The organism is Microvirga alba (genome assembly GCF_015694465.1).
Lineage (GTDB): Bacteria > Pseudomonadota > Alphaproteobacteria > Rhizobiales > Beijerinckiaceae > Microvirga > Microvirga alba.
In genome coordinates this window covers 222,905-246,868 of the sequence record NZ_JADQDO010000004.1, presented here as the reverse complement: position 1 = coordinate 246,868, position 23,964 = coordinate 222,905, and the positions used below count along the sequence as shown (strand labels likewise).

The 23,964-nt window shown below is 61.5% G+C and carries 16 protein-coding genes; 8 read left to right on the top strand and 8 right to left on the bottom strand.

The genetic code is table 11. The annotated features are described in order from the left end of the window. Positions 1-24 precede the first annotated feature (24 nt). Positions 25-1,086: an AraC family transcriptional regulator gene (locus tag I2H38_RS10955; RefSeq protein ID WP_196271880.1), complete on the bottom strand. Its 1,062-nt coding sequence runs from the start codon at positions 1,084-1,086 to the stop codon at positions 25-27. A gap of 772 nt (positions 1,087-1,858) precedes the next feature. Between I2H38_RS10955 and I2H38_RS10950 the strand changes: the two genes are divergently transcribed. From I2H38_RS10950 to I2H38_RS10935, 4 genes are all read left to right on the top strand, one after another. Beyond that, complete coding sequence (locus I2H38_RS10950; protein WP_229426656.1) at positions 1,859-6,331, top strand: DUF4082 domain-containing protein; 4,473 nt, start codon at positions 1,859-1,861, stop codon at positions 6,329-6,331. 245 nt (positions 6,332-6,576) lie between these two features. Further along, a complete protein-coding gene (locus I2H38_RS10945; protein ID WP_196271878.1) occupies positions 6,577-6,903 on the top strand; it encodes a hypothetical protein in 327 nt (108 codons plus the stop codon). 18 nt (positions 6,904-6,921) lie between these two features. After that, entirely contained in the window at positions 6,922-9,069 is a 2,148-nt protein-coding gene (locus tag I2H38_RS10940; RefSeq protein ID WP_196271877.1) for a peptidase domain-containing ABC transporter, read from the top strand. Beyond that, positions 9,066-10,463, top strand: coding sequence for an HlyD family type I secretion periplasmic adaptor subunit (locus I2H38_RS10935; protein WP_196271876.1), 1,398 nt, complete (start codon positions 9,066-9,068; stop codon positions 10,461-10,463). The genes I2H38_RS10940 and I2H38_RS10935 overlap by 4 nt, the downstream gene beginning before the upstream one ends. Here I2H38_RS10935 and I2H38_RS10930 read toward each other — a convergent pair. From I2H38_RS10930 to hutI, 5 genes are read right to left on the bottom strand one after another with little or no spacing between them, the layout of a single operon-like run. Beyond that, positions 10,450-11,070 carry a HutD/Ves family protein gene (locus tag I2H38_RS10930; protein ID WP_407664059.1) on the bottom strand — a complete coding sequence of 207 codons (621 nt, stop codon included), beginning with the start codon at positions 11,068-11,070 and terminating at the stop codon, positions 10,450-10,452. The two genes, I2H38_RS10935 and I2H38_RS10930, sit on opposite strands and share 14 nt — an antisense overlap. Before the next feature lie 6 nt (positions 11,071-11,076). After that, positions 11,077-12,741 carry a urocanate hydratase gene (gene hutU, locus I2H38_RS10925; protein WP_196271875.1) on the bottom strand — a complete coding sequence of 555 codons (1,665 nt, stop codon included), beginning with the start codon at positions 12,739-12,741 and terminating at the stop codon, positions 11,077-11,079. Between the two features lie 14 nt (positions 12,742-12,755). Continuing rightward, positions 12,756-13,592 (bottom strand): N-formylglutamate deformylase, encoded by an 837-nt coding sequence (hutG, locus tag I2H38_RS10920; RefSeq protein ID WP_196271874.1) that lies wholly within the window; start codon positions 13,590-13,592, stop codon positions 12,756-12,758. A 15-nt stretch (positions 13,593-13,607) separates the two neighbouring features. Further along, positions 13,608-15,158 (bottom strand): histidine ammonia-lyase, encoded by a 1,551-nt coding sequence (gene hutH, locus I2H38_RS10915; RefSeq protein ID WP_324617380.1) that lies wholly within the window; start codon positions 15,156-15,158, stop codon positions 13,608-13,610. After that, entirely contained in the window at positions 15,155-16,363 is a 1,209-nt protein-coding gene (hutI, locus tag I2H38_RS10910) for an imidazolonepropionase (protein ID WP_196271872.1), read from the bottom strand. The genes hutH and hutI overlap by 4 nt, the downstream gene beginning before the upstream one ends. A 98-nt stretch (positions 16,364-16,461) precedes the next feature. Between hutI and I2H38_RS10905 the strand changes: the two genes are divergently transcribed. Further along, the gene (locus I2H38_RS10905; protein WP_196271871.1) at positions 16,462-17,820 is read left to right on the top strand and encodes a formimidoylglutamate deiminase; all 1,359 of its coding nucleotides are present in this window, start codon (positions 16,462-16,464) and stop codon (positions 17,818-17,820) included. A gap of 32 nt (positions 17,821-17,852) precedes the next feature. Then, positions 17,853-18,587, top strand: coding sequence for a histidine utilization repressor (gene hutC / locus I2H38_RS10900; protein WP_196271870.1), 735 nt, complete (start codon positions 17,853-17,855; stop codon positions 18,585-18,587). Between the two features lie 123 nt (positions 18,588-18,710). Here the strand turns inward: hutC and galE are convergent, their stop codons facing one another. Both galE and I2H38_RS10890 read right to left on the bottom strand, forming a co-directional pair. After that, positions 18,711-19,724 (bottom strand): UDP-glucose 4-epimerase GalE, encoded by a 1,014-nt coding sequence (gene galE, locus I2H38_RS10895; protein WP_196271869.1) that lies wholly within the window; start codon positions 19,722-19,724, stop codon positions 18,711-18,713. A gap of 115 nt (positions 19,725-19,839) precedes the next feature. After that, positions 19,840-20,442, bottom strand: a complete 603-nt coding sequence (locus I2H38_RS10890; RefSeq protein WP_229426655.1) for a winged helix DNA-binding protein — start codon at positions 20,440-20,442, stop codon at positions 19,840-19,842. Between the two features lie 259 nt (positions 20,443-20,701). Between I2H38_RS10890 and I2H38_RS10885 the strand changes: the two genes are divergently transcribed. Together I2H38_RS10885 and I2H38_RS10880 are read left to right on the top strand one after the other, a co-directional pair. Further along, positions 20,702-22,465 (top strand): type I secretion system permease/ATPase, encoded by a 1,764-nt coding sequence (locus I2H38_RS10885; RefSeq protein WP_196271868.1) that lies wholly within the window; start codon positions 20,702-20,704, stop codon positions 22,463-22,465. After that, a complete protein-coding gene (locus tag I2H38_RS10880) occupies positions 22,452-23,831 on the top strand; it encodes an HlyD family type I secretion periplasmic adaptor subunit (protein WP_196271867.1) in 1,380 nt (459 codons plus the stop codon). Before I2H38_RS10885 ends, I2H38_RS10880 begins: the two co-directional genes overlap by 14 nt. Positions 23,832-23,964 lie beyond the last annotated feature (133 nt).

The following is a 23,964-nucleotide window of genomic DNA, read 5'->3' as shown; positions in this document are numbered from 1 at the left end:
CTGCGCCATCTTGGTGATGGAATGTCATGCGTCAGGGTTCGCGGAGCGCAGGAATCCGCGGCGAACCTGCGATGGCGTTTTTCCAGTCCATCGCTGGAAGGCATGGGCAAACGAGCTGACTTCGGTGTAGCCCAGAAGCCAGGCAATTTGCGAAACGGAAAGATCCTTGTTTTGGAGATAGCGATCGGCCAATTCCGATCGGAGGTTATCCAAAATAGCACTGAAAGTGAGGCCCTCCTCGGCCAGCCGCCTGGACAGGGTCCGCGGGCTCAACCCGAGATCGCTCGCGATGCTTCCGATATTGACGGTGCCATGTGGCAGACGAGGGGTTATGGCGTTCTCAACGCGCGTTCGAAATGGATCCTCCATCCGATGCTGCTGAAGGATGACGCCTTCCTGGACCTTGACCAAGGCCTTGTTGAGATAGGGATCCGCGGTGACGAGAGGTTGATCCGCCACTTGCAGATCAAAAGAAATCCGATCTCGAGCGGCTTCGAAATCCAACCGGCAGCCGAATAAGCGCTCCATTTCAGACACGTCACCTTCGTGGCGATGAATGAAGCCGACATAGGTCGGAACAAGCTCCAGTTTGGTGAATTGTCGACAGCCACGAACGGTGCTGGTTATCAAAAATTCCATCTGATGCCGATCGAGATGTCGCTCGACGCCGGCATATTCGTAGTCGATGACAAGCGCGTTCGTTTTTCGAGATCTAACCCGGATGCCCTCGTTGACCACCGAGATATAGCGCTCCTCACGAACGAGAGCGTCGCCGAGCGTCGCGGATGAAGCGAGAACATAGTAAAAGAGACCGAGTTCACGGGCCTCGAACTCCTGCGCTATATGAAACCCAAGCAAAGTATCGTTGAGAGCCTCCGCGACGAGGTTGATAAAATCGATCTGACCGCGCGCGCCGACACGGATATCGGGATCGGTCATTAACGTCAGGGGAAGGCCAGACTTCTTCATGAGCGGCTCGAGGCTGATGCCTGCTTTGAGCACGCGTTCCGCCGCGAGTCTGGACAGTAGGCCGGCTGATGTCGGGAGTGCGGCGTGGCCTTCCAGTGATCGGTTCATCTCTGACATCACTCTCGCGTACCCTGCTCCGGCGAGGGCCAAAGACTGGACATCGGCGGCAGTAAGGTGATTCAGACACGTCAGAGATCTCTGGGGCCAAGACTGGATCCGGGCGAATCGTCGATCATGGCAACACCGCCAAGGCCGCCGATACAGGCGCTGCCAGCGCGCTTCGTCGTCGCGAGCAACGTGTTGGCTACGTCCGGGACACTGTTGGCGCGTCTAAGAGATCGCAGCTTCAATTCGCGTCGTTTCGGTTGGCTTTGTGCTCAGGGTCAGTCCACGACAGATGCCTGGGCACAAATGTTTTGACGATCGTAAAAGAGCTCCCGTTTGTCGCGTCGCTCACCGGGCCGGAATGATTTTTTCAGCCGGCGAGAAACCGATCCTAGCGTATCGCGCTCTAACAACTCTTCAAGGCAAGCTTCGGAAGTAATCCAAATGCCCTGCGTGCTTCCTTCCGATGCGTCGACTGTCGGAGGAAGAAAATCGCGCCGACGTCGTGAGCTGTCAGCCTACTGCGAGATCGCCAACGACTGGTGCTCCAAAATCGAGGGAGTTCAATTTCAAGCAGGGGTAACGTGAGTCGTTGACCGAGGCGGACCAAAGGCAACGCATACCCACTAAGGGCTCGACCGCAATCGGCTGAACTCGTTCCAATGCTGTTCGCGATATGAGACACTACCCGTCTGCCAAATATTTATCACCTCTCCGTAAGGAGGCCGCGATGCTTGTGTCGGACGACCGATTTGTCCAAGGCATATTAAATCATGTTCGGTCCTTGAAGAAATTTTCAGCATTCAGCGCGGATCCGACGCGCTCCGAGCTCGCGCAACTCGGCGACGAACCAAGTCCGGGCCTTGCCGATGGCCCGCGGTCAGACGGATCGGTCGATTTCAATCTCCGCGCAACGTCGCGAGGCGGCTTCCAGACAGATGACGTTGGTATCCGTCGCACCGCCGGATCGGCGCGGCTTGCCTGGACGCCAGAGCCGCTTGGGCATCATCTCGACCCGGTTTCTCCCGCCTCGACCGCACGGCGGATGATCGATCCTCCTCCCGCGCATACATTTCAGGTCGATACCAGGATTTACGCTCGCTTTCCTGATGGAATCATGCAGACGCCTAGCGTCCGGCCCTTGCCGGTTCGACAGGCTACGGCCTCGGCCTCGTTCTTCGGGAGCGCGCCCGTTACTGCTACCGCTGAACCGACGAGTGACGCCTCGGTTCGATGGCTGCCGGGCGGCGGGCCAGAAATCCCGCAGGCCGGGACGGGTGAAGTCACCACGCAACCCGGCATCCTTCAGGGGCCCGTGACGACAATGGGTGCAGCGACGTTCGTGCCGACGGCGGCGGCGGCCGCCGCCTCAAATGCCATCGTTCTCGAAAATCAAAAACCCGGCAATCCGGAAAGCGAATGGGGCATCGACGGCGCTGGCAGCTCGAACATCGAGGGCTTCGCGACCGATATCAGTATCAACCGGGGCCAGCGGGTCGACTTCAAGATCAACACCAACTCGACGAACTACCGGATCGATATTTACCGTCTCGGCTACTACGGCGGCATGGGAGCCAGAAAGGTCGGCACGATCCAGCATACGGGCCTCCAAACCCAGCCAACGCCATTGCGCGACAGCGCCACCGGCGCGGTTGATGCGGGCAATTGGTCTGTCTCTGCCTCCTGGGATATTCCAGCCGATGCAGTTTCGGGCATCTACGTCGCCAAGCTCGTTCGACAGGATGGCGTCACCGGTGCGAACCATATTCCGTTCATCGTCCGCGATGACAGCAGCACCAGCGATGTTATCTTCCAGACCTCCGACACAACATGGCAGGCTTACAACCCCTGGGGTGGCGCCAATTTCTACGGCGGCAACGGCCCAGGAACAGGCTCGCTGGGCGTTGGTCGCGCCTACGCGGTGAGCTACAACCGCCCGATCACAACCCGCGGCGGCGGCCTTCAGTCCGGCCCGCAGGACTACATTTTCGGAGCTGAGTACCCGGCGATCCAATGGCTCGAGAAGAACGGCTATGACGTGTCGTACATGGCCGGCGTGGACACAGATCGCCTCGGGAGCCTCCTCACAAACCACAAGATGTTCCTATCGGTCGGGCACGACGAGTATTGGTCGGGACAGCAGCGCGCCAATGTGGAGGCGGCTCGCGACGCCGGCGTCAATCTCTCATTCTGGAGCGGCAACGAGGTTTATTGGAAGACAAGGTGGGCCCCAAGTTTCAGCGCTGGCGCTCAACCGTATCGCACGCTCGTTTCCTACAAGGAGACCTGGTCAAACGGTGACATCGATCCGAGCAACGAATGGACCGGGACCTTTCGGGATCCCCGTTTCGTGTCATCGACAGCGCAGGGCGGGGGCCGGCCGGAGAATGCGCTCACCGGAACGATTTACCAGGTCGACTCTTACCGGCGCGACTCGATGACGATTGGCTCCGATTACGCCAACCTGCGGTTCTGGCGCAATACGAGCATCGCCAGCCTTCAGCCGGGTCAGACGGCGACATTGCCGGCCGGATATCTCGGCTACGAATGGGACGAATCCCCCGACAACGGCTTCCGCCCGGCCGGGCTTATTCCGCTTTCCTCGACGACGCTCCCAGTCACCCAATATCTGCTCGACTATGGCAATACAGTTGGAAACGGCACCGCCACCCATAACTTGACGCTCTATCGCGCGCCGAGTGGTGCCTTGGTATTCGGCGCGGGAACGGTCTACTGGGCGTGGGGGCTCGACGCCAATCACGACAACGAATTTGTACCGGTCGATCCTCGCGTGAAGCAGGCCATGGTCAATCTGCTTGCCGACATGGGCATTCAGCCCGGCACGCTGGAGTCCGGGCTCGTTCAAGCAACGCAATCGACCGACAGCACGAAGCCAGTTTCGACGATTACGTCTCCCAATGCGGGCGGGTCTCTTCCTGCGGGTCAGGCCGTCACGATCACCGGAACGGCATCCGATACCGGAGGCGGCGTCATCGCCGTGGTTGAGGTGTCGACGGATTCCGGCGCGACATGGCACCGGGCGACCGGCCGTGAAAACTGGACCTACACCTGGGTTCCTTCGACCGCTGGCACATTCACGATCAAGACCAGGGCCGTGGATGACAGCGTCAATATGGAGGTTCCGGGGGCCGGCCGCACGGTCACGGTCACGAGCCCCACTTATGTCAGCTTGTTCTCACCCACGGCAACGCCTGCGGTTCTGTCAGATAACGATACCGGCGCGGTCGAACTCGGGATGAAGTTTCAGTCGTCCGTTGCGGGGACGATCAGTGGCATCCGTTTCTACAAAGGCAGTCTGAACACCGGAGTTCACACCGGGTCGCTCTGGTCGAGCACAGGTACTCGTCTCGCGACTGTTACCTTCAGCAATGAGACGGCGAGCGGATGGCAGACGGCGACATTCTCAAGTCCCGTGACGATCACGCCCGGCACCATCTACGTGGCCTCGTACCACACGGAGGGCGGTCGCTATTCATCGACCTCGAATTACTTCACGACGGCGACCACGAATGGTCCGTTGACGGCGCCAGCGAGTGCCAACGGCGTCTTTGCTTATGGGGCGTCAAGCCTGTTTCCGACGAACACCTACCAAGCCACGAATTATTGGGTCGACGTGCTCTTCAACCCATCCGGCGGTGCAACCAACCGGTCTCCCGTCGCGAACAACGATAGTGGTTTCACGACGAGCCAGAACACGCCTCTCACGCTCGCTGCGGCCTTGCTCCTGGCCAACGATACCGACCCGGATGGCGATCCACTGAGCATCACGGGCGTCAGCGGTGCGAGTAATGGCACGGTCGTCTTCAATGCCGGGTTGAACACCATCACATTCACGCCATCGGCGGGGTATACCGGGCAGGCCGGCTTTACCTACACCATCGGCGACGGCCGCGGCGGCACAGCCTCGGCTAATGTGAGCCTCAACGTCACGACGCCGGGAGGAAGCGCCGTCAGCCTCTTCTCGTCGTCGGTGACACCCGCGATCCTGTCCGATTTCGACGCAAGCCCAGTGGAACTCGGGATGAAGTTCCAGGCGTCCGTCGCCGGCACCGTCACGGGCGTCAGGTTCTACAAGGGCACTGGCGATACCGGGACGCACCAGGGCAATCTGTGGACGACGACTGGGACGCTTCTCGGTACCGTCACGTTCGCGAACGAAACCGCGAGCGGCTGGCAGACCGCGACTTTCTCCAGCCCCATCGCACTGACGCCAGGAACCAACTATGTGGTTTCCTATCACAGCAATGGGCACTATGCGGCAACCTCGGGCTACTTCACGACGGCGACCACGAACGGTCCGCTGACGGCGCCATCGAGCGCTGCGTCAGACGGAAATGGGGTCTACTCCTACGGAGCGTCCAGCCTGTTCCCGACCACCACTTACCTGGCCACGAATTACTGGGTCGACGTGTTGTTCAGCACCTCGGGTGGAGGAGGGGGCAACCGGCCGCCTGTGGCGAACAACGACAACGGCTTCACGGCGACCCGGAATACGGCTCTGACCATCCCAACTTCGGCATTGCTTGCGAACGACACCGATCCGGACGGAGATCCGCTCTCGGTGACGGGCGTGAGCGGCGCGACCAATGGAACCGTTGCGTTGAATGCGCAAGGTACAGCCATCACCTTCACGCCTGCGACCGGCTATACCGGGGCGGCCGGGTTCAACTACTCGATCTCCGATGGGAGGGGTGGCACATCCTCGGCGAACGTGAGCCTCAACGTCACAGCGCCGGGAGGAACCGCCGTCAGTCTGTTCTCGTCGTCGGCGACACCCACGATACTGTCTGATTCTGACGCCAGCCCGGTTGAACTCGGGCTAAGGTTCCAGTCGTCCGTCGCAGGCACGGTCACCGGCATCAAGTTCTACAAGGGTACAGGCGACACCGGGACCCACCTGGGCAGCCTGTGGACGGCGAGCGGGACGCTTCTAGGCTCCGTGACCTTCACGAACGAGACGGCGAGCGGGTGGCAAACTGCGACCTTCTCCAGCCCGATCGCGCTCACGCCGGGGACCGCTTATGTGGCCTCCTATCATAGCAATGGCCATTACGCCGCGACGAGCAACTATTTCACGGCGAACGTCGTGAACGGGCCTTTGACGGCGCTCGCGGACACGGCCTCAAGCCGCAATGGGATCTACGCCTATGGGTCGTCGAGTCTGTTCCCGACCAGTACGTTCCAAAAGACCAACTACTGGGTCGACGTCCTCTTCAATCCCCAGGCGGCGGCCTGAGTGTAACAACCATGGAGGTTGCTCGTCCGATGCTGAGATCAGTGGGTCGAGCAACCATCAATCCGCAGGCGCGGTTGAGCGGGTGCCGGGCGTGTTGCGGCCGTATGCGGAATGTCCGCATACGGCCGCAACACGCGCGCATCTAGCATTTTACGCGAGCACGAACGCTCAGGCGGTTGTTTTCGCGGTCCCAATGCAATCGGCCTCGACCTGCCAGCCGTTTCGACAGCCCAAGGAGCAAAACGATGCAAAACGAAGTCTATTCCGATGGAATCGCTGAAATCACCGTCACGGGTCCCATCGTTCGCATCGATTTGATGAGCCTGTCGCCGACGGAGCGCGACGCCAAGGGCAATCCGAAGCCGGTGCTCCGGCAGCGGATCGTGATGCCGGTTGATGGGTTCGCGAACTCGGTCGAGCTGATGCAGAAAGCCGTGAACGGACTGATCGAGGCCGGTGCCATCAAGCAGACCCCCATTCCCTCGACGGATGGTGCGCGTATTCACGGAAATGGCGACGCGACAGCGCGCGCGGGCGGCGGCGGCAATTCCTCGCCGAATTTCTCCGCCTGATTCCGGGGAGAGGACCGGATGGGTTCGGAGCTTCCGACTGGACTGCACTGCCTCGTCGCCGTCGCACGGCATCACGGCACCGATCTCTCGGCGGAACATCTTGCGCATGCCTATGCCGTCGGCGAGGAGCCGGTGCGCTGTCAGCTCGTTCTCCGGATGGCGCGGGAATCGGGGCTACGCGCGCGCAAGGCTTCCATGAGCTGGGCAACTTTGCTCGGCCTGGACGGGGCCTTTCCGGCGCTTGCGCAGCTCGACAACGGGAACTGGGTCGTTGTTGGGGGGGTGGACAGGACGGATGAAGGCGACAAGATCCTGGTTTTCGATCCCAAGGCATTTCGACCGGAGCCGCTCATTCTTTCGCAGGCTGAATTCTGCCAAGCCTGGAAAGGTGATGTCATTCTGGTCAAACCCGCGCGCAGCCGTCTCAGGGATCAGAAGCGTCCCTTCGGATTTTTGTGGTTTGCACCTGAACTTCTTCGCCAGCGGCGCCTTTTCGGGGATGTCATCGCAGCCGCCCTCGTTCTTTACACTCTCGGCCTGGCCGTGCCGATCTTCTCGCAGCTCGTGATCGACAAGGTCCTGATGCACGAGTCCTACGCCACGCTTTACGTGCTCGCTGGCGGCGTGGTTCTGGCGCTCACGTTCGACGCGGCCTTCACGTTCCTGCGGCGCTATCTCCTGCTCTACGCCAGCAACCGCATCGACATGCGCGTGGCGGTGCGCACCTTCGCGCATCTTCTTTCTCTACCGCTCGGGTATTTCGAGCGAATGCCTGCCGGTGTTCTCGTCAAGCACATGCAACAGGCGGGCCGCATTCGAGAATTCCTGACGGGCCGGCTCTTCACGACCATGCTCGATGGGCTCTCGCTCCTGGTGTTCGTTCCCGTCCTTCTCCTCTACAGCGTGAAGCTAACGATCGTCGTTTTGGCCTTTACGGGTTGCGTCGCGGTAGCGATCGCGGTGCTCATTGGTCCGTTCCGCCGTAGGCTTCTCGCCTTATACGAGGCCGAGGGAGAGCGGCAGGCCCTGCTCGTCGAAGCGATGCACGGCATGCGCACCATCAAGACGCTCGCCATGGAGCCGCTTCACCGGCGCACCTGGGACAATTCTTCCGCCCAGGCCGTGATGATGCGATACGATGTCGAGAGGATCTCAGCCGCCGCCCAGAGCGTGACGGGCTTGCTCGAGAAGCTCATGAGCGTCGCGATCATCGCGCTCGGCGCGCTCGATGTCTTCAACCGCGAGATGACGGTGGGCGCGCTCGTGGCGTTCAACATGCTGGCTGGTCGCGTCTCCGGGCCACTCGTCCAGATTTTGACCATGGCGCATGAATATCAGGAGGTTGCTCTCTCCGTCCGCATGCTGGGCGAAGTGATGAATCGGACGCCCGAATCCGATGGACAACAGCGGGGCCTTTGCCCGCCTCTGACGGGGGAGATCCAGTTCGAAGATGTGTCCTTCTCGTATCAACCCGAGAGGTCGCCGGCCCTGGACGACGTCGCGTTCACAGTGGAGGCGGGCAGCATCGTGGGAATCGTCGGGCGTAGCGGCTCCGGAAAGACGACGATCACACGCCTGATCCAGCGTCTCTACCCGGTCCAGAAGGGAATCGTGCGCATCGATGGTTACGACATTCGCGAGATCGACCTTGTCCACCTTCGCAAATGCGTCGGCGTGGTGTTGCAGGACAACTTCCTTTTTCGTGGGACGGTAAGAGAGAACATTGCCGCGGCGAAGCCGTCCGCAACGTTCGAGGAGATTGCGCTCGCCGCCAAGGCCGCGGGAGCCGAGGAGTTCATCGAGCGGCTCCCGCGTGGTTTCGACACGATGCTGGAAGAGAATGCGGAGAACCTGTCGGGCGGCCAACGGCAGCGCCTCGCCATCGCACGGGCGTTGATCACGGATCCCCGCCTGCTGATCCTCGATGAGGCGACGAGCGCACTTGACCCCGATAGCGAGGCGATCATACGGCAGAACCTGCGCAAGATCGCGGAGGGCCGAACCGTCTTGATCGTGTCCCACCGGCTTTCCACTCTGGTGGATGCCAACGCGATCCTCGTCGTCGATCGCGGACGCCTGATCGCCATGGGGCGGCATGACCAGCTTCTGACATCCTGCACGACGTATCGGCATTTGTGGAACCAGCAAACGAGACATGCCGCATGATTCCGTCGCGCCACAACTCGGAAGACAGGAAGCCTGCCGTCCGGGTCCTTCCCCCGGTATCGCGGAAGCGGCTCGCTTTGATCTCGGAATTTCAGCCGGATGCGATCGAGGTCGAGGAACGGGTTCCGCGCCGCGTGGCGCGGCTCACGCTCTATCTCATTACGGCTTTGATCGCTGTGGCTGTCGCATGGGCCTGTCTGACCGAGATCGACGAGATCGCAGTCGCCAGGGGCAAGCTGATCACGACCGAGCCCAACATCGTCATTCAACCGCTCGAAAACGCGGTCATCAGGAGCATCGAGGTCACCGTCGGCCAAACCGTCGCGGCCGGGCAGGTGCTCGCCGTGCTGGATCCGACCTTCACGCAAGCTGATGTTCAACAATTGAAGACGAAGTTCGATGCTGCCGACGCCATGGTGAATCGGCTCGAGGCAGAGCTCTCCGGTCGTACCTACGCACCCTCGAACCCATCCAGCCCGGAGCAGATCGTCGAGGCGAGACTTGGGCTGCAGCGAAAGGCCTTCAGCGACAGCCGGCTGAACAATCTCGCTCAGGAAATCGCGCGAGCCGAGGCGAGCCTCGCCAAGAGCCGCAAGGAAGAGGAAATCCTGCTTCAGAGGCTTGAGGGCATCCAGGACATCGAGGCGATGCGCACGGTTCTTATGGAGCACCAGACGGGCTCGAAGCTCAACCTTTTGCAGGCTCGTGACACACGGCTCGATGTCGAAGCGACGATTGTTCGCCTGCGGGGTTCCCAGGTGGAGGCGGGGCACGAGCTCGAAAAGGCCCGGTCACAACGCCAGGAGTTCATCGAGGATTTCGCACGCGCGACCCTCGAATCCCTCGTCGAATCGCGGGGGCGGCGAGACGCGGCATCGGAGGAGTTGAAGAAAGCCGAACTACGCCGGAGCCTCGTCTCTCTGACGGCGCCAGCGGACGCAATCGTACTCGAGATTGCTCAGCGCTCAACCGGCTCGGTCATGCGTCAGGCTGAGCCGCTTCTCGTTCTCGTTCCGGCGAACGTGGCGCTCGAAGCCGAGGTGCTCATCGAGCCGAAGGACATCGGCCACATCACTCCAGGTCAGGTTGCCCGGATCAAGTTCGACGCCTTCCCGTTCCAGAAGCACGGAACCGCATCGGGTGCCATTAGAACGATCAGTCGAGACGCATTCCCCGCAGACCCTAAAGAGATCGATACCCGAACGAGCGGCCATCTTTTCTACAAGGCTCGGGTACCACTCGACGACGTCAATCTACGGGCTATTCCAAACGGCTTTCGACTCCTCCCGGGTATGGCCGTTCAAGCCGAGATTGGGGTCGGGCGCAGGAGCGTTATCTCCTACTTCCTGTATCCCCTCCTGAGGGGCTTCGACGAGAGCATCAGGGAGCCGTGACCTGAGCTGCCCCATCCCAATCATACAGGTGCCACAGCTCGATCACGAAAAACCTCGTCAAGCCCAGCGGTATGATCTCGAACGCTCCGCCCATCCGCTGCTCTGACAGAACTGCGTCGCCACTCGCCAAATGCGCCTCGGATGCGCCATCCCGGACGACAGCGCTTGAGCCCAGCACAAGAAGCAGCAACTCATCGCTGTCGCAAGTGAGCACGGTTCGGGCTGACGTCGCCAGTCGGCGCAATCGATGACGGACGCGGCCGCGTCGCGTCATCACGTTCAGGTCGGTAATGGCCCCGGCGGGTAGGTCCGCTTCGACATGCGCGTCCGCCGGAAAGGCGAAGGGAGCCGACGCAGGCGTGAGGCTTACAGCATCCCGTGTCGAAAAATGCAGTGTCATCCCCACACCGTCGAGGACCGCCAGAGTACGATCCACCTCGGGAAAAATCGAGAACGGACCAGGTGTCTCGACCCGCGCCATGCTGATGCGCCAGTCGAAATCGTCGAGAGCAGCACCCGTCGGCGATATGGCGATTTCGACTGTTTCGCCGCCACCGTTCTTCCAGGGCATGCGACGATTGGTGCTTGCGGGAATGACGCGCATCATCGACGCCTAACCCAAGCTCGGCAGATTGAGTCCTTGCTCCTTCGCGCAGTCGATGGCGATGTCGTAGCCCGCATCAGCGTGGCGCATGACGCCGGTGGCCGGGTCGTTCCACAACACCCGCTCGATACGTCTCGCCGCTTCCGGCGTCCCATCGCAAACGATCACCATGCCGGAATGTTGCGAGAAGCCCATACCGACGCCGCCGCCATGGTGCAGCGACACCCAGGTCGCGCCTGATGCGCAGTTGAGCAGCGCATTGAGAAGGGGCCAATCGGACACAGCGTCCGACCCGTCCTTCATCGCTTCCGTCTCGCGGTTCGGCGAAGCGACAGAGCCAGAATCCAGATGGTCGCGGCCGATCACGAGGGGGGCCTTCAACTCGCCCTTGGCGACCATTTCATTGAAGGCGAGGCCAAGGCGGTGGCGGTCGCCGAGGCCAACCCAGCAGATGCGCGCCGGAAGGCCCTGGAATTTGATCCGCTCTTTCGCCATGTCGAGCCAGTTGTGCAGGTGCTTGTTGTCCGGCAACAGCTCTTTCACCTTGGCATCGGTCCTGTAGATGTCTTCCGGATCGCCGGACAAGGCCGCCCAGCGGAACGGGCCGATTCCACGGCAGAAGAGCGGGCGGATATAGGCCGGCACGAAGCCGGGGAAATCGAAGGCGTTCGCGACACCTTCCTCCAGCGCCATCTGGCGGATGTTGTTGCCGTAATCGACCGTCGGCACGCCCGCTTTATGGAAATCAAGCATGGCGCGGACGTGCTCCGCCATGGAATGCTTGGCGGCCTGTGTCACGGCTTTGGGATTGCTTTCGCGCTTCGCCTCCCATTCGGCGAGCGTCCAGCCCTTCGGCAGGTAGCCGTTGACCGGGTCATGGGCGGATGTCTGATCGGTGACGCAATCGGGACGCACGCCCCGACGCACCAGCTCCGGCAGAATCTCGGCGGCGTTGCCGAGCAATGCGACGGAGATCGGCTTCTTCTCCTTGCAAGAGCGGTCGATGATGCTCAGTGCGTCGTCGAGGTCCTTGGCCTGCACGTCCACATAGCCGGTGCGCAGGCGGAATTCGATGCGGCTCGGCTGGCATTCGATGGCGAGGCATGAGGCGCCGGCCATGGTGGCTGCGAGCGGCTGCGCACCGCCCATGCCGCCGAGGCCCGCCGTCAGGATCCATCTGCCGGAAAGGTCGCCGCCATAGTGCCGGCGACCCATCTCCACGAAGGTCTCGTAGGTGCCCTGCACGATGCCCTGCGTACCGATATAGATCCACGAACCGGCCGTCATCTGGCCGTACATCATCAAGCCCTTCCGATCGAGCTCGTTGAAGTGATCCCAGGTTGCCCAATGCGGCACGAGGTTCGAGTTGGCGATGAGCACACGGGGCGCATCGGCATGGGTGCGGAACACGCCGACCGGCTTGCCGGACTGCACCAACAGCGTCTCATCGTTCTCCAACGTCTTCAGGGATGCGACGATGCGGTCGAAACTTTCCCAATCGCGCGCTGCGCGGCCGATGCCGCCATAGACGACCAGTTCGCTCGGTCGCTCGGCGACATCGGGATCCAGGTTGTTCATCAGCATGCGCAAGGGAGCCTCGGTCAGCCAACTCTTGGCTGAAAGCTCCGTGCCGTGCGCGGCGCGGACGACGCGAGCGTTATCGATGCGGGTCATGGGCTGGTCCTCGGTCAGGCTTTGGTGGTGGTGAAGGTCAGGCAGGCTTCGAGAATGCGGGTCAGAGCGGCGCGCATGGGTTGCGCATCAGTCTCGTCGTAAGGAGTCGGCCACCGGCTTTCCGCCACCGGGCCGAGCGGCTCCCTCATGTAGCCGCGACAAGCGAGTTCCATCTGGATGGCGTGGACGCCGTTCTCAGGTCTGCCAAAGCTGCGTGTGATGTGGCCGCCTTTGAAGCGCCCGTTTGTCACGTAGCTGAAGCCGCTTTCGACACAGAGTTGCTCGACCGCGTCGCTTAAAGTGGCGGCGCAACTCGCGCCGCTATTGGTGCCGATGTTGAAATGGGGGAGCGTGTCGTCGAAAAGACGGGGGATCACCGAGCGGATCGAGTGGCAGTCGTAGACGACGACCTGAGGGTGCCGGCCACGCAGGCGCGCGATTTCGGCCCGGAGCGCGGCATGGTATGGATCGAAGAAGCGAGCACGGCGCTCGGCGATGCTTTCCGCGTTGGGCTCTGTGCCCTGTTCATAGAGAGGTTCGCCGTCGAAGGTCGTGGTGGGGCATAGCTCCGTCGTCGCTTGCCCAGGGTAGAGCGAGATTCCAGATGGATCCCGGTTGACGTCGATGACCGTGCGGGAAATCGACGTCCGGATGACGGTCGCATTGAGATCAACGGCGAAGTCGTAGAGCCGCTCGATCCACCAATCCGCGTCCTTGCGGGCGAGCCACGACGAGACGAGCCCGTGTTCATATTCGGGCGGGATCTCCGTGCCGGTATGCGGAAGGCTCACGACAAGTGGCTCGTCTCCACGCGTAATCGCGAGCCAGGACAGATCATCTGAACCGGTCATGATGCCGTGGCCTCCTTATCGCGCAATCTCTTCCGCCACGAGCGGGAGCACATCGGCGCCGACCGCAACCGCGAGCGCGCCGGAGGTGACGAGCGCGGTGGCACGTTCCATGTCCGGGGCCATGTGACGGTCGTTGTTCAGATGCGGCACCTTGGCGCGTAGAAGCGCGCGTGCCCGTTCGAGGGGCTCGCTCGATCGCATTGGCGCGTGGAAGTCGCAGCCCTGGACGGCGGCGAGGAGTTCGATGCCGATCACATGCGCGGCGTTGGTCGCCATGCCGAGAAGCCGCCGCGCGCCGTGGGTCGCCATCGAGACATGGTCTTCCTGATTGGCCGACGTCGGAATCGAGTCGACACTGGCCGGATAGGCGCGCTGCTTGTTCTCGGAGACGAGTGCGGCTGCGGTCACTTGCGGGATCATGAATCCGGAATTCAGGCCGGGCTTCGGCGTCAGGAAGGCCGGGAGGCCTGAAAGGGCAGGGTCGACAAGCATGGCGACGCGCCGTTCCGCGAGCGATCCGATTTCGCACACAGCCATGGCGACCATGTCGGCAGCGAATGCCACCGGCTCTGCATGGAAGTTACCCCCGGAGATGACCTCTCCGGTGTCGGAAAAGACGAGCGGATTATCCGAGACGCCGTTCGCCTCCGTGCCGAGCGTTTGACCGGCCTGACGCAGCAGATCCAGCACAGCGCCCATCACTTGCGGCTGGCAGCGCAGACAATAAGGGTCCTGCACGCGCTCGTCGTTGGTGAGGTGCGAGGCGCGGATGGCGCTTCCTTGCATCAGGGCGCGCAGGGAAGCGGCGACCTCAGCTTGTCCGCGATGACGCCGGAGCTCTTGGATGCGCACATCAAACGGCCCGTCCGAACCCTTGGCGGCATCGGTTGCCAGAGCGCCAGTCACGAGGGCAGCCCGGAACACGCGTTCGGTTTCAAAAAGACCGGCCAGCGCCAGAGCGGTCGACACTTGCGTGCCGTTGAGAAGCGCGAGGCCTTCCTTGGGCCCGAGGGAGAGAGGCGCGAGACTGATCTTCGCGAGCGCTTCCTCTGCTGGAACGCGCGCCCCATCCACAAAGAACTCGCCGACGCCCATGAGGGCCGCTGTCATGTGCGATAACGGGGCAAGATCGCCTGAAGCACCAACCGAGCCCTGGCCGGGAATGACCGGCACGAGGCCCAACGCCAAGCAGGTGGCAAGATGCTCAACCGTGGACCAGCGCACGCCGGAGGCACCCTGCGCGAGGCTCGCAAGCTTGAGCGCCATCACCAACCGCACGACCGCGACCGGGAGCGGATCACCGACACCGGCCGCATGCGAGAGGACGATATTGCGTTGAAGCGTTGCGAGATCGGCGTCATCGATGCGCACGCTCGCGAGCTTGCCGAAGCCTGTATTGATACCATAGACCGGCTCGCCCTTGGCCACGATGGCCTCGATGGTCTTAGCCCCGGCGTCGATCCTGGGGCGGCACCGATCGTCCAGGGAGACGGCGGCTCCGAGATAGACGCGGCGCCAATCGGCAAGCGAAACCGAGCCGGGAATAAGTGTTACAGTTTCGGTCACTGTCCTCTCCAAATGCGGGTATGCAGCGGGTTGAATCCGAGGCGGTAAACAAGCTCGGCGGGGCGCTCGATGCTCCAGATAGCCAGATCGCATGCCTTGCCGGGCTCAAGCGTGCCGATCTCATCGATGAGGCCGAGGGCGTGGGCGGCTTCGCGCGTCACGCCGGCCAAGCATTCCTCGACTGTCAGACGAAAGAGAGTCGCCCCCATATTCATGGTGAGCAGGAGCGAGGTCAGCGGCGAGGTTCCGGGATTGCAATCGGTCGCGAGCGCGATGGGGGTGCCATGCTTCCGAAACGCCGGGACAGGCGGAATTTGTGTTTCGCGCAGCGTGTAGAAGGCGCCGGGCAGCAGCACGGCAACCGTGCCCGCCTTCGCCATCGCCATCGCGCCCTCTTCATCCGTGTATTCAAGATGATCGGCGGAAAGCGCGCCGAAATCGGCAGCAAGTTTCGCTCCGTGCAGGTTGGAGAGCTGATCGGCGTGTAGCTTGACGCGAAGACCGAGCGCTTTCGCAGCTGCAAAGACCCGGGCGGTCTGTTCCGGAGAGAACGCAATTCCTTCACAGAACGCATCCACCGCATCGGCAAGGCTCTCGCGAGCGATGGCCGGCAACATCTCCCGACAAACCCTATCGATGTAGATGTCCTTATTGTCGTTCGTGTCGGGCGGAAGGGCATGCGCGCCGAGGAAGGTGGTGGTGATTCCAATCGGGCGCTTGTCGGCAAGACGCCGAGCGACCCGCAGCATGCGCGCTTCGGTGTCCAGATCGAGGCCGTAGCCGGATTTGATCTCGACGGTCGTGCAGCCTTCGGCGAGCAGATGGTCCAGGCGGGGCAGGGCGCTGGCAAGCAGATCGTCCTCGCTGGCGGCGCGGGTCGCCTTCACAGTTGAGACGATGCCCCCTCCGGCCCGCGCGATCTCTTCGTAACTGGCACCCTTAAGGCGCAGCTCGAATTCGTGCGCCCGATCACCGCCAAACACGAGATGGGTATGGCAATCGATGAGGCCGGGCGTGATCCACCGTCCGTCGCAATCAGTCCGCTCGGCGGCATCCCAGCCGGTGGGCAGGTCCTTTGCCGGTCCGACAAAGGCAATACGGCCATTCTTGGCAGCTATGGCGCCGTGCTCCACGATCCCGAGACCGGGTGCGTTGCGGGCGAGCGTCGCGAGACGCGCATTGAGCCAGATCCGGTCGAAGCGCACATTCCTGCTCCGGTGATGTTCTGTTAATGTCTATACATAATCATCTCAAACAGGTATTGTCTAGACATATTTGATTGGCGACAACGATGGTGTCAGCGATGCGCAAGCTCATTCTCGATCATGCCCTGCTTCCGAGCGGCTGGGCGCAGGACGTGGCCATTGACATCGACGGGGGCGTCATTCGCGCCGTGCAACCACATGCGAGCCCCGAGGGCCGCGAGCATGTCGCCGGGGTCGCGTTGCCGGGCCTGCCGAATCTGCACAGTCACACCTTCCAGCGCGGCATGGCGGGTCTCGCCGAGACGCGCGGGCCTGCCAGCGACAGTTTTTGGACCTGGCGACAGGTGATGTACCTGTTCCTGCAAAACCTCACGCCGGACGATGTCGAGGCCATTGCCGCATTCGCCATGATGGAGATGATCGAAGGCGGATTCACTGCACTTGCCGAGTTTCATTACCTGCATCACGACAGGGATGGTCGGCTCTATGCGGATCCTGCGGAACTCGCCGCGCGCATCGCCGCAGCGGCGGCCGAGACCGGCATGGGGCTTACGCTTCTGCCCGTATTCTACGCCCAGGGCGGCTTCGGTGGCGCATCGCCCACTGATGGGCAGCGGCGTTTCATCTCCAATGTCGAGCTCTACACCCGCCTCGTAGAAGGAACGCGCAAGGCCACCGCGACCCTCGACGACGCCGTGGTCGGGATCGCGCCGCACAGCCTGCGTGCTGTAACGCCCCAAGACCTCAACGAGGTGCTGGCGATAGCGACGGATGGGCCGATCCATATTCATGTCGCTGAGCAAATGAAGGAGGTCGAGGATTGTGTCGCTTGGTCGGGCCAACGTCCGGTCACTTGGCTGCTCGACCATGTCCCCGTCGATCAGCGGTGGTGCCTCATTCACGCCACCCATCTCGATTCGTCCGAGACGGGCCGTCTTGCCGCCACGGGTGCCGTCGCCGGATTATGCCCCATCACGGAAGCCAATCTTGGCGATGGGATCTTCCAAGGCGTTGATTTCCTGTCGGCTGGTGGCCGGTTCGGCGTCGGGTCCGATTCTAACGTCCAGATCAGTGCGTCGGCCGAGCTCAAGCAATTCGAATACAGCCAACGCCTGAAGCATCGCGCCCGCAACGTTCTGGCGCGGCGTGAGGGCGATTCAACCGGGCGCAGCTTATATGAGGGAGCCCTGACGGGGGGGGCTCGCGCCCTTGGTCGGCGCATCGGAGCCATCGATCACGGACATCGGGCGGATCTCGTCGTGCTCGACGCCAATCATCCTGATCTCGCTGCCAGGTCTCATGATCGCTGGATTGATGCCTACATCTTCGTCGCCGGCAAGGCCGCGATCGATCAGGTGATGATTGGGGGGGAGTTTGTGGTAACGAAGGGGCGGCACAACCAACGCGAAGCGATCAGCGCCCGGTATGCCCGCACAATGGCTCGCATCCTGGCATGAGGACGCCCTGACGAATGGAAAACTCATCCGGCATGAGACACCTGCATCAACGCATCCGTGACGAGATCGAGGCTCGCATCATGTCGGGCGAATGGCCTCCGGGGCACCGTGTGCCCTCCGAGCACGAGTTGATGGCCGAGTATGGTTGCTCGCGGATGACAGTGAACAAGGTGCTTTCGACCTTGGCGGCCAACGGCCTGATCACGCGCCGCAGGCGGGCCGGGTCCGTAGTCGCGGAGCCGAGCACCCAGACGGCCGTGCTGGACATCCAGGATTTCGCGCAGGAAGCGGCGCGCGCCGGGACCGTCTATCGTTTCAAGATCCTGCACCGCACGATCGAACCCATCGATGCCGCTGCGGCGCAGCGCACCGGAGTGCCGGTCGGAACGGAGATGCTCAGCGTCATCACACTTCACCTGATGGATGAAGTGCCGGAGGCCTACGAACAGCGCCTCATCAACCTCGCGACGGTCCCCGAGGCGGGCGAGGAGCGCTTCACTCGTGATCCGCCGGGCACATGGCTGCTCCGGCAGGTGCCGTGGACGGATGCCGAGCATATCGTCCGTGCTGTCAGCGCCGACAGCGTGCTCGCAAAGCGCCTTCACATTCAGACCGGCGCTGCCTGCCTGGTGCTGGAGCGCCGGACCTGGCAGGCCGGAGCCTTCGTCACGGAAGCGCGCATTACATATCCTGGTGAGAGACATCACCTCGTCGGACGTTTTTCGCCGGCAGCCAAAGGGCCGGCCATCGGTGCTGGGGCTTCGTGATGCCCGCAGCCACGTCTGCCAACTCTGACGCGACTCGATAATAGCTGTCACCTCGGGGCTTGTGTGACTGCCCGTTGGCGTCATGCTCGGCGTCGCTTTGTTCGCTGAGCATGACGAGGAGCGTTACCGTTTTTCGGATGTGCCGCCCGACTCCGCGAAGCCCGCTAAATTCGCGGAACGCCAATTCCAGGCGGTCCTTACGATATCGTCGAGCATGGGGTATTTGGGCGTCCATCCGGTGTCGTGCCGCAGACGCGCATGTGATGCGACGAGAACGGGCGGATCACCGGCTCGAGGCGGTCCGATCCGGTAAGGGACCTTGCGACCGGATATGCGTTCGACAGCCTGGATCACTTGAAGAACTGAATAGCCCGTGCCGTTGCCGACATTATAACGGCCACTCAAGCCTGCCGCGAGACGATCGAGGATGCGCAGGTGAGCATCCGCCAGGTCGGTGACGTGGACGTAGTCGCGAACGGCAGTGCCATCAATCGTATCGTAGGTGTCGCCGAAGACGGTCAGCTCTGGACCCCGGCCAAGAGCCGCGTTGATCGTCAATGGGATCAGATGGGTCTCGGGATCATGATCCTCTCCAAGCCGCCCCTGTGGATCGGCACCAGCGGCATTGAAATAGCGAAGGGCGGCCCAGTTGAGACCGTGAATTTGTTGAGCCCATTCGAGCCCCCGCTCGGCCATGAGCTTCGACTCGCCGTAGGGCGAGAGGGGGGCGAGCTTCGAGTCTTCATCGATCGGGATGCGATCGGGTGTGCCGAACAATGCCGCAGTCGACGAGAGAACGAAACGGTTGCAGCCTGACTTGATGGCCGCCTCCGCCACACGGAGCGTGTTGCTAACGTTTTCAGCGATGTAGAGGAGCGGTTCGCGCATACTCTCTCCCACGAGAGAGCGCGCTGCAAAGTGGAGAACGCCGTCGAACCGCCAGGCTGCAAAAACCTCATGAAGACGCTCGCGATTGGCGATGTCCTCGACGATCAATTCGACGCCCGGGGGCACCGCGGCTCGATGGCCTTGGGATAGATCATCGAGAACGACGACCTCGTCGCCACGTTCGACAAGTGCGAGGACCGTGTGGCTGCCGACATATCCGGCGCCACCGGTAACAAGAAACCTGGCCATATTGTGTACTCTTGACGAATGGCGCTCCAGGGTAGCGTGAGGCTACCGAGGCACGTTTGTTAAGCAGGATTGACGATGTGAGGGAGCGGAAGGCCGACCTGCGGGAAGCCTCAGCTCAGACGATTTGTGTGCCTCCATATCGCAATGCGCCTGTCCAGACCTGCTCCAGACGCTGCAGGGTCTTGAAAGCGATTTCAAGTTCGTGTCTTTCCTCAGCGTTACGGGCGACCAAGCGGTGATAGGAAACATCCATCTTCCGAACCGCTTCACATAGCTTGCGCCCCTTTTCTGATAAACGGATGCGCGCGGAGCGCCGGTCTCGCTCGGATGCGTTGCGATCGATGTAGCCTGTTTCGGCGAGCCGCTTGAGGTTGTATGAGGCGTTCGATCCCAAATAGTAGCCGCGATCGATGAGGTCGCGAACCGTCAGTTCGTCGGCACCGATCGTGAACAGCATCATGACCTGGGAAGGGCTGAGGTCGTCAACACCGAGCCGCCCGAGGTCAAGTCGAAAGATGTCGAGATAACGGCGGTGAACTCGCTCGACGACGCGCAACAGGTCGAGGTGCGAGACGGCGAATGCGTCCTCAGTGGAGGTCGTTGTATCCCTTGTGTGGACGGCGGCCGTCGAGGAGGGCGGTAATGGGGGGAGGTGGGAAAGGCTGTCGTATGGCACTTCCAGATAACACCCCATCTCTTTGCTGACTTTGTGTTCCATGCTTTCCTGCCGCGGTTCTAGTGATTGTTTCGAATTTAGAACTATTTCCGAGGCGTTTCCCCTGAACCTGTAAGTTGTATTGCTTTGTTTTAGTTATATAGAATTCACTATTCTGGGTGACATTCCGTAAGTTTATCATATGATAGTATTGAAATTTGTCGAGAGGCAGAGATACTGGAAATATTCCCATGTTTGCTGTGATTGATTACTCTCCAGAGTTCATTTTTTGGCTTAAATTAACGCCTCAGGGACGGTTCATATGAGTACGGCGGGCGTCTCCGGAAATGCTGCGGACCTGATTCATCGCGGCCGCAAGGCGTTCATTATGGGCCTCCTTTACGCAGGCGTTTTGAGTGCCGTCATCAACCTTTTGCAGCTCACCGTACCTCTCTTCATGCTGCAAGTGCATGACCGAGTCGTTAACAGTCAGAGCCTCGATACGCTGACGATGCTGATCGTCATAGCGACCGTAGGGCTTGTGCTTTTCGGCATTCTCGATTTCGTGCGGGCGCTGACCTTTCAAGTCATGGGAAGCATGCTGCTTCGGAAATTGAACCTGCCGGTTTTGCAGGCCGCGGTTTCGGCCTCCGTGCAGCATGGTGCTGCGCGTGCGGGTCAGGCGATTCGCGATCTGAACGACATACGATCCTTTATCTCCGGCAGTGCGATCAGCGTTCCGCTTGAGGCAATTTGGAGTCCGATCTTTCTTGCGGTGCTGTTTGCATTGCATCCGCTCTATGGGTTTGTGGCGCTCGTTTCGGCGACTGTCCTTGTGGTGTTGAGCCTGATCTCGGATCTCCTCACCCGGCGAGCCCTCAAGCAAGCGAACGAGGCCACAGTCAACGGTATCGGCGAGATCAGTGCCAACCTGCGCCACGCGGAGGTCATCGAGGCGATGGGTATGCTGCCGGCATTGGCTCGCCGCTGGCGCGGCGCCCAGATCCGCGCGCTCGATCTCCTTGACACGGCAACGGGTCGTGGGCGCGCACTGTCGTCATTCACGCGCACATGCCGCTACATGATGCAGATCGCGGTACTGTCGGTGGGCGCCACTCTCGTCATCAAGCAGGAGGTAAGTCCCGGCTCAATGGTCGCCTCCAGCATCATCATGGGACGTCTGCTCCTGCCTTTCGATTCGATGGTCGATGGCTGGCGGCAATGGGTCTTCGCTTTGGCTGCCTGGAAGCGCGTTAGCGATTTGCTCGAAAGGGAAACACCCAGCCGTGATACGAGGCCGACGCCGCGCACCGTGGGGGAGCTGACGGTCGATCGTCTCGTCTATGCGCCTCCGGGTTCGGATGTTCCGGTTCTCAAGGGGGTCTCATTCTCGCTGTCGCCGGGCGAGGTGCTTGGCATTGTGGGGCCCTCGGCCGCCGGCAAATCGACGCTAGCGCGTCTTCTCGTCGGTGTGCTGAAGCCGACCACAGGAGGCATCTACCTCGACGGACATAACGTCTTTTTGTGGGAGCGCGGCTCGTTCGGCGACATGGTGGGCTACCTGCCGCAAACAATATCACTTCTCGATGGATCGATACGCGAGAACATCGCACGCATGCAGAGTGCGGATCCTCGGTTGGTGCTCGAGGCCTCGCGCCTTGCCGATGTGCATAACATGATCGGGCGCTTCCCCTTGGGGTACGATACGCGCCTCGGTGACGGCAGCTTTCTCCTCTCGGGTGGTCAGCGTCAGCGGATCGCGCTCGCGCGAGCTCTCTACGGCGGCCCACGGCTCATCGTGCTGGATGAGCCGAATGCAAACCTGGATACCGAGGGTGAAAGAGCGCTCATTCGCGCTATCGATGCAGCGCGCGCGGACGGAGCGATCGTTATTCTGATCGCCCACCGCCCGTCTATCATGCAGGTCGTCGACAAGCTTCTGGTTCTACAGGATGGGCGAGTGGCCCAGTTTGGCCCGCGCACATCGGTCGTCGACATGAACGAGCGCAGCGAGAAGATCGCCAAAGCTGTTCCGGACAATGCGGCGCAAGCGACTCGGGGGGGAGGGCGTCATGGGAAGCACTGAAATCCTGGTCCAGAACCGAAAAGCGCTTGCCACGGATTCCTCAACCGACCAAAAAAATTGGGTTGAACGCTTTGAAGACGAAGAAGGGACCGGACCATCTTTCCGGGCCCCTGTCATTGCCGGAATGGTTGCGATCATCGTTGGCGTCGGCGGATTCGTCGGCTGGGCCTTTGCGGCGCATCTGGACAGCGCCGCCGTGGCGACCGCGACGGTCGTCGTCGATTCCAAGCGCAAGACCGTTAGCCATTGGGAAGGCGGCATCCTGAAGACGCTGCTGGCGCAGGAAGGTGATGTTGTTCAAGCTGGGCAGCCGCTATTGCGCTTGGACGACACACGCGCAAAGGCTGACCTTGAACAATTGCGCGCTAAGCGAATAGGCCTCGAAACAAGACTTGTGCGTCTGCGCGCGGAGCAATCGTATCTCAAGGAGATCGCATTTCCAGAAACGCCCGCCCCCAGTCCGATTGCTGTGGAGGTGATCAACGCGGAACGGAAGGTTTTCTTCTCTCGTCGCCAGATGTTCGACCGCAGGGTCGAGATCCAGCATAAGACTGTCGAGCAGCAGGAGGCGGAGCTCGGCGCTATCCGGGCTCAGACCGAGGCGAATACCCGCCAATCCGACCTGCTCGCCCGTGAGTTGGCCGCCGTCGCGGGCCTGGTCGAGAAGGGTTATGCTCCTCGCCCGCGTTTGACGGAATTGCAGACCCGCGAAAGTGAGTTGATGGGGCGCGGTGCCGAACTTGTCGGCCGTAAAGCGAAGGCCGAGCAAGCCAAGGCCGCGGCCGAACTGGAGATCTTGTCGCTTGAAAACGACTTCCAGCAACAGGTTGCCGCCGATCTCCAGGCGACGCAGCTCGAATTGGCGGACACGAGCGAGCGCATGAATGCTGCGACCGACGTGTTGCGTCGCGTCGAGGTGACCTCGCCGCAAACCGGCGTCATCACCAATATCCGCACCAGGACGCCGGGTGGCGTCATCGCGCCGGGGCAGGCGATTCTCGATATCGTGCCGGAGCACGAACCTTTGATCGTCGAGGCAAAAGTGGGCCTGCGCGATGTCGACTCCGTGCGCGTCGGAGCGCCGGTGCGAGTGCGATTGACCGCCTACAATAATCGCAGCACGTTGCCGCTGTCGGGGACGCTGACTTATCTCGCTGCGGATCAACAGGTTGACGAACGCACCGACACCGCATTCTTCGTCGCGCGTGCCTCGATCCTCCCCGAGAGCCTCGCGGCAAATCCAGCTGTCAAACTCTATCCCGGAATGCCCGCTGAAGTGCTGATTCTCAATAAGCCGCGCCGTGCAATCGATTATCTTCTCGCTCCGATCACGGAGAGCTTCAATCGCGCCTTCCGCGAGGAATAAAAACGCGCGAGGCTCGGCCGTGCATGTGCCGCGCGAGAGGACCTGTCTCCGTCGTCCTTGACCGATCATGAACGGTTATGGCCCGGCGCGGCTCGATCGGACCGTGCAGGATTGGAACGATGGACGTCAGCCA